At 59.6% G+C, this 12,378-nt stretch carries 9 protein-coding genes; 2 read left to right on the top strand and 7 right to left on the bottom strand.

The window, feature by feature from the left end; genetic code table 11:
* The gene (locus GC177_01405) at positions 1 to 1,755 is read left to right on the top strand and encodes a penicillin-binding protein 2 (protein MBI1274611.1); all 1,755 of its coding nucleotides are present in this window, start codon (positions 1 to 3) and stop codon (positions 1,753 to 1,755) included.
* A 107-nt stretch (positions 1,756 to 1,862) separates the two neighbouring features.
* The gene (locus tag GC177_01400; GenBank protein MBI1274610.1) at positions 1,863 to 3,293 is read left to right on the top strand and encodes a hypothetical protein; all 1,431 of its coding nucleotides are present in this window, start codon (positions 1,863 to 1,865) and stop codon (positions 3,291 to 3,293) included.
* Between the two features lie 32 nt (positions 3,294 to 3,325).
* On the opposite strand, the gene GC177_01395 is transcribed toward GC177_01400, so the two are convergent.
* The 7 genes from GC177_01395 to GC177_01365 form a co-directional block, all read right to left on the bottom strand.
* Positions 3,326 to 5,404, bottom strand: a complete 2,079-nt coding sequence (locus GC177_01395) for an acetyl-CoA carboxylase biotin carboxylase subunit (GenBank protein MBI1274609.1) — start codon at positions 5,402 to 5,404, stop codon at positions 3,326 to 3,328.
* A gap of 176 nt (positions 5,405 to 5,580) precedes the next feature.
* Positions 5,581 to 7,113: a methylmalonyl-CoA carboxyltransferase gene (locus GC177_01390; GenBank protein ID MBI1274608.1), complete on the bottom strand. Its 1,533-nt coding sequence runs from the start codon at positions 7,111 to 7,113 to the stop codon at positions 5,581 to 5,583.
* A 221-nt stretch (positions 7,114 to 7,334) separates the two neighbouring features.
* A complete protein-coding gene (locus GC177_01385) occupies positions 7,335 to 8,021 on the bottom strand; it encodes a hypothetical protein (protein MBI1274607.1) in 687 nt (228 codons plus the stop codon).
* A 156-nt stretch (positions 8,022 to 8,177) separates the two neighbouring features.
* Positions 8,178 to 9,143: an RluA family pseudouridine synthase gene (locus GC177_01380; protein ID MBI1274606.1), complete on the bottom strand. Its 966-nt coding sequence runs from the start codon at positions 9,141 to 9,143 to the stop codon at positions 8,178 to 8,180.
* On the bottom strand, positions 9,140 to 9,511 hold the full coding sequence (locus GC177_01375) for a fluoride efflux transporter CrcB (protein MBI1274605.1): 372 nt from the start codon (positions 9,509 to 9,511) through the stop codon (positions 9,140 to 9,142). Before GC177_01375 ends, GC177_01380 begins: the two co-directional genes overlap by 4 nt.
* Positions 9,511 to 10,845: an AAA family ATPase gene (locus GC177_01370; protein MBI1274604.1), complete on the bottom strand. Its 1,335-nt coding sequence runs from the start codon at positions 10,843 to 10,845 to the stop codon at positions 9,511 to 9,513. The genes GC177_01375 and GC177_01370 overlap by 1 nt, the downstream gene beginning before the upstream one ends.
* On the bottom strand, positions 10,845 to 12,254 hold the full coding sequence (locus GC177_01365) for a Do family serine endopeptidase (GenBank protein ID MBI1274603.1): 1,410 nt from the start codon (positions 12,252 to 12,254) through the stop codon (positions 10,845 to 10,847). Before GC177_01365 ends, GC177_01370 begins: the two co-directional genes overlap by 1 nt.
* Between the last annotated feature and the right edge of the window lie 124 nt (positions 12,255 to 12,378).

The raw sequence follows: 12,378 nt of genomic DNA, 5'->3' as shown, positions 1-12,378 counted from the left end.
ATGCACTGGCAACCCTGGCGTACCGTTTCTTCCACCCGCGCCAGCGGTGAACGCGCACGCAAGAATCTCTACACCCCCACCCCCACCCCCGTGGATGCCGCCGTGGCGCGGTTTCACCAGCGGCTGGCGCTGGTGATTGTCGGCATGCTGCTGGCGGGTTCGATTATTGCCTACCGGCTGATGGACCTCTCGCTGTTCTCGTCTTCGGACAATGTCGTGAAAGTGGCGAACAGCAAGGACCATAAGCCCATCCTCGGGCGCATGGATATCGTGGACCGTAACGGGCAATTGCTCGCCACCAATCTGCAGACTTCCTCCGTTTATGCCGATGCCAAGCTGATCAAGGACGCGGCCGATACGGCGCAGAAACTGAACAAGGTATTTCCCGATGTTCCCTATGAGCATCTGCGACACCAGCTGGCATCGGGCAAAAGTTTTGTGTGGATCAAACGTAATATCACGCCGAATGAGCAGTTCGAGGTGATGAAGCTCGGTATTCCGGGGGTGGAATTTCAGCAGGAGGAGCGGCGGGTTTATCCGCACCGTGAACTGCTTGCGCACGTAATCGGCTATGTGGACCTGGATAATCACGGCATCGCCGGGCTGGAACAGTCGCTTGACCCGGTGTTGAGCGGCAAAGAGCAGAATACCGAAGGGCCGCTGGAGCTCTCGATTGATCTGCGCATTCAATATGCGCTGCATGATGTGCTGGCGGATGGCATGAAGCAATTCAAGGCCAAGGGCGCGGCAGGCGTGGTGATGGACGCCTTCTCCGGTGAAGTACTGGCCATGGCCAGCCTGCCGGATTTCAACCCCAACCAGCCGAGCCGCGTCAGCAACGACGCAAAGTTCAACCGTGCCACGCTCGGCGTGTATGAGATGGGCTCCACCTTCAAAACCTTCACATTTGCCTCTGCCATCAACGAAGGCAAGGTGAAGTTGACGGACATGTTCGATGCGCGCATGCCCATCCGCTATGGCCGTTTCACCATCCATGATTATCACCCGCAGGCGAAGCTGATGAACGCATCGGAAATCTTCCTGCATTCCTCCAACATCGGCACGGTAAAGATTGTCGAGACGATCGGCGCGGCCAAGCAGCAGGAATATCTGCGCAAGCTCGGGCTGTTTGAACCGGTGGATATCGAACTGCCGGAGCGCGGCCAGCCGATGGTGCCGCAGAACTGGCCGGATATCACGATGGCCACCACCTCCTACGGCCACGGCATCGCCGTGACGCCGCTGCACATGGTGCGCGGGGTTTCCGCCGTGGTGAATGGGGGGCGCATGCTGCCCATCAGCCTGCTGAAGAACCAGAAGGACGAACTGCCGGTGGGTGAGCAGATATTCCGCCCGCAAACCTCACTGCTGATGCGCCAGCTGCTGCGCAGCGTGGTGGAACATGGCACGGCCAGCAAAAGCAATGTGGCGGGCTATATCGTGGGCGGCAAAACCGGCACGGCCATCATGGCGGTGGGCGGCAGTTACAACGCCAAGCGGCTGCGCACCTCTTTTGTTTCGGCCTTTCCGATGAACAACCCGCAATATGTGAGCATCATCATGTTTGAGGAGCCTCAGGCCACGCCGGATTCCCACGGTTATGCCACGGCGGGCTGGAACGCCGCGCCGATGACTGGGCAGCTGATCGAGCGCATTGGACCCATTCTCGGGGTAGAACCCTCCACCCTGCCCCACCAGCCGCCGGTGCTGCAGCCGGGGGTGGCCAAGCAGGCATCCTTTGTGGCGGATGACTAGGCCGGAAACCAGGAAATTGCTGCGCTGCAGCGTTATTTTATGCCCATGGTAACTGAACCGTTACTTTATTTTGCTACGATTATCCTGTAGAAATCATCTCATTTAGAATGATTACAGGTTACAAAAGAATGGCTGATATGGATGTCACACAGATTCGCGGACGTTCGATTGCGGGGCTCACCCGTGGTCTTGGTGTCGACGTCTCGCTGGAAGATATCAATATCAACGATGTGCCGGTGACGCATGATATTTATCTGTGTGCCACGGCAAGCAACACGGTTGGCGGGCTGAACATGGAGCCCGGCGGCAAGAAGGCCTTTCCTCACGATGTGTTTTTAAACTGGCTGCAACGGGCAGAAGGTTACGCACGCGAAAACCCCCAAGCCAATAACGGCCATCCGGTGACCCATTCGCCCGGGGGCTCCACAGGCAATAGTGCCTTCAATATCGGCCTGCTCCTGCGCAAGATGGGCATGCCTTTTCATTTCACATTATACACCGCATTCAATCCCTATGCGGATGAAACACAGCTCATTCAGCAGCAATATCGGGAAGCCGGCATCGAAGTGGCCGACATCCCGCTTGAGACCCTGTCCCAGGCCGATATCGCGCGCTCCATCGTCATCAACCCCATTGATGGCGACAAGGCCGTCAACCGCATCATCATCAAATGGCCGGGCAATGCGGAGAAAATCCTCAAGGCCGACCTACTGCACGAGGAAGACCTGGAGCGGGCGCAGTATTTCCTGGTGCAAGGCGCAGGCTGGCAGAAATTCGCCGACAGCAAAAGCACCTATGGTTCCGCCTTGATGGATAAGGTGATGACGGCCCGCTGGCGTCAGGGTGAGCATGAACCCAAACCCCTGCTGCTGGCCCTGCCGACGGATACGGAATATTCAAAGGAACATGCCGATGTGTTCAAATGGCTGATGGGCAGCGCCGATTATGTGCTGGGCAATGCCACGGAGCTGGTGGGCGTGTTCTACCACGATCTGGAGCCCGATTTTTCCGACATCATCGCCGGGTATCCGAAATTCCGCAAGGAAGATGGCTTTGATGTGGATGATGCCACACGCGCGGTGTGGTGCGAGGATATCGAGATGGCCGCCATGCGCGAGCTGCGCCTGCACCTGAGCACGGCGCGCAAGAACGTGGCCGAGAGGGATAAGCGCGACATTTACCCCATTGCCTACATCACCTGCGGCGAACGCGGCGCGGCGATGGTTTATCCCGATATGCATCTGGAAATCCCCACCTTCAAGCCACAGCGCATCACCAACCCGCATGCGAAATATGTCGGCGCGGGGGATGCGGCCTATTCCGGCTTTGTGCTGGGGCTGCTGCTCGGTCTTTCGCCATATGAGGCGGCCGAATATGGTGTGGAGATGGCGGCGGCGAAAATCAACCACGCAGAAGGCGCGCGCATCACCAACCCGGAAACGCAATTGCGGGATCATGGGTTCTACGACAAGATCGTTCAGCTGGCGCGCGATACGCACTGGCTGGAAAACGGCATCGCCTCTCCCACCGCCGCCTAGCGTCCATCAACAGAAACATGAATCGTGGCCTATTACGCCGCGTTGGCGGGCTTGCCGATTTTGCCGGTTTTGGGAGCAGCCTTGGCCTGTTTGGCGGGCTTTTCTTCCTCATCCTCGGGCACGTTGGGATCAAACTCCAGCATGATTTGACCTGTCTGGACAGAATCACCCTGTTTGATGTGCACGGATTTGATGATGGCCGGAAATTCGGCGCGGATGAGGTTTTCCATTTTCATGGCCTCAATGGCTACTAGCTCGGCGCCGGATTTGACCTTGTCGCCCTCTTTCACGCGGACGGAGACGATGAGGCCCGCCATCGGCGCTTCCAGGCGCGTGGGGCGCGTGACGGTGCTGGTTTCGGGCAGGTATTTGGCATAGGCGGCGGCGCGCGGCGTGCGGACAATGACATCCACGCTTGAGCCGCTGTACAGCAGGCGGTAGCCCTCGATCAGCGGCTGAACCTTCATGATAACCGGCTTGCCGTTGATGGTGCCCTGGAACAGGCGGCGGCCCGTTTGCCACGGGCTGCGGATGGTGATGTGCTCGCCCTGGCAGTTGACGTCGTAACCATTTTCACGCGGGGAGACACTGACGGTGAATTCCTCGTCGCCCATTTTGATGGCCCAGCGGTCCAGAAAAACGACCGGATGGCCGGGAAGCTGGCCGGAGATTTTGCTGTCGCGCTCGCGCAGTTTCAAGTGGATGTAGAGCGCAGTGACCATCACCCATTTGCCTGCCTCGGTGGAAAGCTCCGCGCCCGTGAAACCGTTGGGATATTCCTCGGCGATGAAATTGGTGGTGGTGTGGCCTTTGCCGAAGCGCGGGTTGTTGATGATGGCTTCCAGAAAGCCGATATTGTGGGAAATGCCGCGGATGACATAGGCCCCGAGGGCGGCACGCATCTCGTCAATGGCGCGGTCGCGGTTTTCGCCATAGGTACAGAGCTTGGCGACCATGGGGTCGTAGAACATGCTGACTTCCGCGCCTTCATAAACGCCGGTATCCAGTACCATGCCGGGGATCTGCTCAGGCTCCTGATAGCGGGAGATGCGGCCGACGGAAGGCATAAAGTTGCGGGTGGGGTCCTCGGCGTAAATGCGTGCCTCGATGGCATGGCCGTGGAATTTGATGTCGTCCTGTATGAAAGGCAGGCGCTCGCCCTCGGCCACGCGGATCATCTGCTCCACCAGGTCGATGCCGGTGATGAGCTCGGTGACGCGGTGCTCCACCTGAAGGCGGGTGTTCATTTCCAGGAAATAGAAATTGCGGTTTTCGTCCATGATGAATTCCACCGTACCGGCGGAATAATAGCCGACCTGCTTGACCAGGCTGACGGCCTGCTTGCTCATGGCTTCGCGCACTTCGGGCGTGAGGAAGGGGCTTGGGGCCTCTTCGATCACTTTCTGGTGGCGGCGCTGGATGGAGCATTCGCGCTCGCCCAGCGTAACGACGCCGCCGAATTTGTCGGCCAGCACCTGAATTTCGATGTGGCGGGGGCTGGTGATGAATTTCTCGATGAAGACGCGATTGTCTCCGAAGCTGGAACCGGCTTCATGCACCGCACCGCGGATGCCCTCTTCCAGTTCCTTCTCCTCAAACACCACGCGCATACCCTTGCCGCCGCCACCGGCCGCGGCCTTGATCATGACCGGGTAGCCGATTTTGTCAGCCACCTGCTTGGCTTCCTTCATGCCGTCCACGGCGCCCTGGCTGCCGGGAAGGATGGAGACCCCCGCCTGTTTGGCGATTTTCTTGGCTTCAAGTTTGTCGCCCATCTGTTTGATGGCGGTGGCGGAGGGGCCGATAAAAATCGCGCCTTCCTGCTCCACGGCTTTGCAGAATTCCGTGTTCTCAGACAGAAAGCCGTAACCGGGATGCACAGCGTCCGCACCCGTCTGGCGGATGGCATTCACGATGGCCGGAATGTTCAGGTAGCTTTGCGTGGAAGGCGACGGGCCGATGAAGACCGCCTCATCCGCCATCTGGACGAAGAGGGAGCTGGTGTCGGCCTCGGAATAAACGGCCACGGTGGCGATGCCCAGGCGGCGCGCCGTCTGCATGATGCGGACGGCAATTTCCCCACGATTGGCAATGAGCAGTTTCTTGATCATGCAAATTGTCTCTGTTGAGGCTCAGTTGAGGAATATTTACAAGCCATCTTTTGGCTCTTTCCGGCTGCAAATAAGCGGCCATTTTTTGACGTAGCGCCACTATGCCTGCAAAATGGCCGCTTATTTTCGCTCAGCAATAGCTCAAAATCTGGCATGCAAATATTCCTCAACTGAGCCTAAAGGGGAAGGTTATCGTGTTTTTTCCACGGATTCTCGAGCTTCTTGGAACGAAGAAGATCGAGCGCGCGGCAAATGCGCCAGCGCGTGTTCTGCGGCCGGATGATGTCATCCAGATAGCCGCGCGAGGCCGCGGCGAAGGGACTGGCGATCTTCTCGCGGTATTCCATGGTCTTTTGCTCGACCTCCTCGGGGCTGGCGCCGCGGAAGATGATCTCGACCGCGCCTTTGGGGCCCATCACGGCGATTTCGGCCGTCGGCCAGGCGTAGTTGATGTCGCCACGCAAATATTTGCAGCTCATCACGATGTAGGCGCCGCCATAGGCCTTGCGGGTGATGATGGTGACTTTGGGCACGGTGGCCTCGGCATAGGCATACAGCAGTTTGGCGCCGTGGGAGATGATGCCGTCATATTCCTGGCTGGTGCCGGGCATGAAGCCGGGGACGTCCACGAAGCTGACGATGGGGATGTTGAACGCATCGCAGAAACGGATGAAACGCGCAGCCTTGCGGGAGGCGTCGATATCCAGACAGCCTGCAAGGTGGAGGGGCTGGTTGGCCACAATGCCAATCGTTTGCCCCGCCATGCGGCCAAAGCCGACGATGATGTTTTTGGCATAGTCCGGTTTGATCTCGAAGAAATCGCCCTCATCCACCACGCGGGTGATGAGCTCGTACATGTCATACGGCTTGTTGGGGTTTTCCGGCACCAGCGTGTTGAGGGAGACCTCCACCCGATCGATCGGGTCGGTGGTGGGCACGAAGGGAGGCTGCTCGCGGTTGGAGAGCGGCAGGAAATTCAGCAGGCGGCGAGTCTGCGTGATGGTGTGGATGTCGTTGTCGAACGCCAGATCGGCCACGCCGGTTTTCTGGGTGTGGACTTCGGCGCCGCCGAGGGCTTCCAGCGTGACTTCCTCATGTGTCACCGTTTTGACCACATCCGGGCCGGTGACGAACATGTAGGAAGTGCCGCGGCCCATGAAGATGAAATCGGTCAGCGCAGGGGAATAGACCGCACCACCGGCGCATGGGCCCATGATGAGTGAGATTTGCGGGATGACGCCGGAGGCCAGCACGTTACGCTGGAAAATCTCGGCATAGCCGGAAAGGGAATCCACGCCTTCCTGAATGCGCGCGCCGCCGGAATCATTCATGCCGATGACGGGTGCGCCGACCTTCATGGCCATGTCCATGATCTTACAGATCTTGCGGGCGTTGCTTTCGGAAAGCGAACCGCCGAACACGGTGAAATCCTGGCTGTAGACGAATACAGGACGACCGAAGATGGTGCCGTAGCCGGTGATGCAGCCATCGCCCGGGATCTGTTTTTGCTCCATGCCGAAATTGGCGCAGCGGTGTTCGATGAACATGTCGAACTCTTCGAACGTGCCTTCGTCGAGAAGAAGTTCGATGCGCTCACGGGCGGAGAGTTTGCCACGGGCATGCTGTGAATCGATGCGGTCTTGACCGCCGCCAAGGCGGGCGCGTTCGCGTCGTTGTTCGAGTTCACGGACAATCGGCGTTGGGCGCATGAAGATTCCTAAATTAGTTACACCTAAATAAACGCGTTCGGCATGTCATGCATCCGCTGGATGCCTGCCCTGCCCCGGCGCTTTAAGCAGACCGGTAACCGCCACGAAACGTAGTGTTACCGTGATGCAAGGCACCCTACATAAAAGATACTATCCCTTGTGGCAAAGCGATAATTCGCTTGACATGTGGCTTTCATGTTTAGCCCTCTAAAATCAACGATTTATTGCTGTAGATATTCGAGGAATTTTACGATTTCCGTGAGTTCCGAAGCCACGGCATCCAGCCGTTTGCGGGCGATGGCATCCTCGCCCCAGTGCTCAAGCTGGTAATCATGCTCCATGTAGGCCAGACGCATGGCGGCATTTACATCCAGACGCCCCAGCAACAGCCCGGTTGAAACCACGATGGAACTGGTGAGCTGCACCATCTGGTGGAAGGCCGTGAGACGAAAATCATCCAGCCCGCTGAGCCAGTCGGTGAGCGCGGCATGCGCCTCTTCCGGCTGGTCAACCGGGAGGATGCCGGCGGTATTTACCAGCGTGATGCCGAGCGCATCATCCAGCCAGACAATTTCGGGCAGCCATTCGGCTTTCTGGCGTTCAAAAAGCTCGGGCGGATCGGTGGCGAGGTAGCAGAGCGTTTCACCGTTGAGCTGGGCGGAAAGCACGTGGATAACGTCTTCACGGCGAGGGGCGATGTGGTCCGTCACCATGCTGCTCAGCGTATAGCAGGGGCGCGGCTCCTGCTTTTTGGCGAGCATGGATTCAATTTCTTTGCTCACGGCGGAGGCCAGCTTTTGCGTGGGCAGCGTGAGTGGGCGTTTTTCCATGCTGTGCAAGGGCGTGCCTTTGCGGATGATCTGGTAGCCGTTATCGGCCAGTCTGATTTCCATGTTGTCGCTTGTCATTCTTAAGTTCGTCCTTTTTTTGCTGCCATCCCCTCACCCCTACCCTCTCCCCGCAAGCGGGGAGAGGGAGCAGGCTTTGCCTTGTGTATAATGTGTTGCACAAACGATGACTAAACTCCCTCTCCCCGCTTGCGGGGAGAGGGTTGGTGTGAGGGGTTATTCGGGCAATACCAGTTCAAATTTTCTCATGGCTTTTTTCATGGCGGGCGGCGGCGGCACGGTGACGAGCTTGGGCCTGCCCGTGCGCTGCGGCACGAGAATTTGCCAGGCGTGTAGCTGCATTTCCACCACGTCGGGGATTTCGACACAGGCGTTTTTGCCGTATTTCTCATCGCCCAGAATAGGATGGCCGATGGCGGCCATGTGAACACGTAACTGGTGAGTGCGGCCGGTAATGGGCTTTAAGGCAACCAGTGCGACATGGTCGGAGAAAAGGTCCAGCACTTCGTATTTGGTGAAAGCGGGATCTCCGCCTTTTTGTACGGTCATCTGCTCATAACCACCACCCACCTGCCCTTTGGCGATGGGCAGCTTGATGTCGCCACGCCGCTTTTCCGGCACACCCATGACAAGGGCGATGTAGGTTTTTTCCATCTCGCGCTCGCGGAACTGCTGCGTGAGAAAGCGCGCGGCCTGCGACGTGCGCGCCACCAGCAGCGCACCGCTGGTTTCCTTGTCCAGCCGGTGGACGAGCTTGGGCACTTCGCCATCCTTCTTCAGCGCCACCAGCATGTTATCCAGGCTTTGCCTGATTTTGCTGCCGCCCTGCACGGCCAGGCCGGCGGGCTTGTTCAGCACCATGACGTCCTTGTCCTGATAGACGACCATGTTCTTCACCAGCGCGGCATCCTTGGCGCTGAGCTCGGCGACATCCTTCTCCGGCTTGGCGGTGAAGAGGTCCGGCGCAAGGTGCACCGCCTGCCCCGCCTTGATGCGGTCATTGCCGTCGGCACGTTTGCCGTCCAGCTTGATACGGCCTTTGCGGATGAGCGTCTGCGCGGCGACGAAGCTGACATCCTTCATGTATTTCTGGCAGAACCGGTCCAGCCGCATGCCGTCATCGTCGGATTTGACGGGCAGATGCTTCCAGGGGGTTTTGGCGGGGGTCTCTTCGTGGCTCATGTGGCGAATCCTTTGGTCAGGCTGTATGCCACAGCGCAGGCCCCCACGCTACCGATAACGCTCACCAGCGCATAGCCGAACGCCCAGCTCCACTGGCCGCGCTCGATGTAGGTGGTGGCGATCATCGAAAAGCTGGAAAAGGTGGTGAAGCCGCCCAGCACGCCAATAACCGCGAAATTGCGCCACCAGGCGGGCAGATCCAGCCCGAGCATGACGCCTGCCGCGAGGCTGCCCAGAATGTTGGCCACCAGCACGGCCAGGGCACCTGCATGCTCGCCGGTAATGCTTTGCATCAGCCCCATGCGGCACAGGCTGCCAAGCGCGCCGCCAAGGCCAACCAGCAAGGGTAATTGCAGCATCTGCATCATCATGATGTTTTCTCCTTCTGTCGCTTTTCCCTGGCCGCGCGCCAGCGGGTGAGACGTTCGGCGATGACGGCCTCCTGCCCTGCCTGCTTGGGCTGGTAGAAGCTCTTGCGGCCGACGGATTCAGGAAAATAATCCAGGCCCGAACTGGCATCGCCCGTGCCAAGCTCATGGTCGTATTCATAGCCTTTGCTGTAGCCGAGGTCCTTCATCAGCTTGGTCGGCGCATTGACGCTGTGCATGGGGGGCATGGCGTGGCTGGTGGCTTTGGCTTCACGGAAGGCAGCATTCCAGGCCATGTAGACGCGGTTGGATTTGGGCGCAGTGGCGAGGTAAACGACCGCATGAGCGATGCAGAGCTCACCTTCCGGGCTGCCCATACGGTCATAGGCATCCCAGGCGGACTGGGTGACGAGCAGCGCGTTGCTGTCGGCCATGCCGATATCCTCGCTGGCGAAGCGCACCATGCGGCGCAGGATGTAGGCGGGGGATTCGCCGCCGTCGATCATGCGGCCGAACCAGTAGAGCGCGGCATCCACATCCGAAGAACGGAGGGACTTATGCAAGGCGCTGATGAGGTTGTAGTGGCTTTCGCGGTCCTTGTCATACACGGCGGCACGGCGGGAGAGGAGTTTCTCCATGCCCGCGACATCCAGCGGCTTTTTGAGCGCGGCCTGCCAGAGCTGCTCGGACAGGCCGAGGGCGTAGCGCGCATCGCCCTGGGCCATGCTGACGAGTGTGGCGCGGGCTTCGTCCGTCAGGGGGAGTTTTTTGCCTTCCAGGCGCTCAGCACGTGTGAGAAGGTCCGCCAGGTGGGGTTCGTCGAAGGCGTGCAGCACCAGCACCGTGGCGCGGGATAAAAGAGCCGCATTGAGTTCAAATGATGGGTTTTCAGTCGTCGCGCCGATGAGTATGACGCTGCCTTCTTCCAGATAAGGCAGAAAGACATCCTGCTGGGCGCGGTTGAAGCGGTGGATCTCGTCGGCGAAGACGAGCGTTGGGCCGAGGTCGGCATGGTGTTTTCGGGCGTCCTCGCACACATCGCGAATGGCGACCGCGCCGGAGGTGACGGCGGGCAGCGCGACATAGGGCATGTGAAAATGCTCGGCCAGCAGGCGGGCCAGCGTGGTTTTGCCACTGCCGGGCGGACCCCAGAAGATGAGCGATCGCAGCTGGCCGCTGGCGAGGATGCCGGCCAGCGGGCCGCCCTCTTCCATCAGATGCTCCTGGCCGATGACCTCATCCAGCGCCTTGGGGCGCAGGCGCTCGGCCAGCGGTATATGCTCCGCCTTCACCTTGCGCGGCCGTGGCGGCGCGATGAAGAGGTCGTCTCCCATCAGCGCACCCAGCGCAGTTCAAGCTTTTGCCCACCACGGGCGACGACGATCACCCATTCGCGCGTGGCATCCTTCAGCAGGCGCACCAGCGCCTGGGTGGATTCCGCCTTGCGGCCGTTGGCCTGGTCGATCATATCCCCGGGTTTGAAGCCGATGCGGGCGGCCGGGCTGTTCGGCTCCACTGCGGTGACGACCACGCCGCGGGATTCCATGTCGAGATCCAGCTCATTGGCCAGCCCCGGCGAGAGGTTGGCGATGCGCGTGCCGGAGAGCGGGTGTTCGCCCTTCAGGTTCAGGTAATCCGGCGCGGGGTTGTAGGTGGGGGATTCCAGCCGGAGCGGGATATTGAGCGTATCGCTAGAGCGCTTGACGGTCAGCGTCACCTGGCGGCCCGGGGCCAGCGTGGCGATGCGGTAGCGCAGCGTCTGCGGGTCGTTCACCTCGTAATTGTCGATTTTCAGGATGATGTCCTGAAGTTTCAGGCCGGCACGGTCTGCCGGGCCCTTGTCCATCACGCGGGCCACCAGCACGCCCATGGGGCGCGGCATGCCGAGGGATTCGGCGATTTTGCCGTCAATGGCCTGAAAGCCAGCGCCGATCCATGGGCGTAGGATTTTGCCATCGGCCTGGAGGCTGCTTTGGATGGCGCGGATGATGTTGGCAGGCGTGGCGAAGCCGATGCCCTGTGAACCACCACTTTTGGAGAAAATAGCCGTGTTGATGCCGAGCAGCTTGCCGTCCATGGTGACCAGCGCGCCGCCGGAATTGCCGGGGTTGATGGCGGCATCGGTCTGGATGAAGAACTGGTAGTCGGTGATGCCGACGGTGGTGCGCGCAAGGGCGGAGACGATGCCGGTGGTCACCGTCTGCTCAAGGCCGAAGGGGTTGCCAATGGCCACGACCAGATCGCCCACCTGGGCCTCGTCGGAATCCTTCAATTCAAGGTAAGGCAAAGGCTCGCCACCTGCATCGAGCTTTAACAGGGCGATGTCGGTTTTGCTGTCGGCTACGATCACTTTGGCATCCATCTCGCGTTTATCGGCCAGCACCACGCGAATTTCCTCCGCGCCCTTGATGACATGGCCGTTGGTGACGATGACACCCTTGGGATCAATAATCACTCCAGAACCGAGGGACTGCACGACCCGCTCTTTGATAACGGCAGGAACCTGCCCGCCGGAAAAAAGCTGGTACATGGGGTCGTTGACGATGGGAGAGAGGGTGCGTTCCTTGCGGCGGCTGTAGATGTTCACCACCGCCGGGGCGGTTTTCTTCACCAGCGGGGCATAGCTGAACATGAGATCCTGCCGGGTGGTGGGAAGCTGCGCCGCCGCGCCCTGGGATTGCGCCTCAGGGCGCAGAAATAACAGGATGGCAAGGGCGGCAACGGCCAGGGAAAGCCAACGCATGGGGAGAATCCTCGAACAAGGGAGACAGGGGTTGTTTGCGCCGCATCATAGCGTGCCTGCCGCAGAAGAAAAGAGCGCTGCAAGCGAGGCACAGAAACAAAAAGGGCTGCCGGTGGGCAGCCCT

The organism is bacterium, from assembly GCA_016124905.1.
Taxonomy (GTDB): domain Bacteria; phylum Pseudomonadota; class Alphaproteobacteria; order Rickettsiales; family RI-342; genus RI-342.
Note: the sequence above shows the minus strand (reverse complement) of the source record. Positions and strands in the feature narration are given on the sequence as shown.

Coding starts and splice junctions, on each gene's coding strand:
- GC177_01405 (MBI1274611.1), top strand. CDS start 1: ATGCACTGGCAACCCTGGCGTACCGTTTCTTCCACCCGCGCCAGCGGT.
- GC177_01400 (MBI1274610.1), top strand. CDS start 1,863: ATGATTACAGGTTACAAAAGAATGGCTGATATGGATGTCACACAGATT.
- GC177_01395 (MBI1274609.1), bottom strand. CDS start 5,404: ATGATCAAGAAACTGCTCATTGCCAATCGTGGGGAAATTGCCGTCCGC.
- GC177_01390 (MBI1274608.1), bottom strand. CDS start 7,113: ATGCGCCCAACGCCGATTGTCCGTGAACTCGAACAACGACGCGAACGC.
- GC177_01385 (MBI1274607.1), bottom strand. CDS start 8,021: ATGACAAGCGACAACATGGAAATCAGACTGGCCGATAACGGCTACCAG.
- GC177_01380 (MBI1274606.1), bottom strand. CDS start 9,143: ATGAGCCACGAAGAGACCCCCGCCAAAACCCCCTGGAAGCATCTGCCC.
- GC177_01375 (MBI1274605.1), bottom strand. CDS start 9,511: ATGATGCAGATGCTGCAATTACCCTTGCTGGTTGGCCTTGGCGGCGCG.
- GC177_01370 (MBI1274604.1), bottom strand. CDS start 10,845: ATGGGAGACGACCTCTTCATCGCGCCGCCACGGCCGCGCAAGGTGAAG.
- GC177_01365 (MBI1274603.1), bottom strand. CDS start 12,254: ATGCGTTGGCTTTCCCTGGCCGTTGCCGCCCTTGCCATCCTGTTATTT.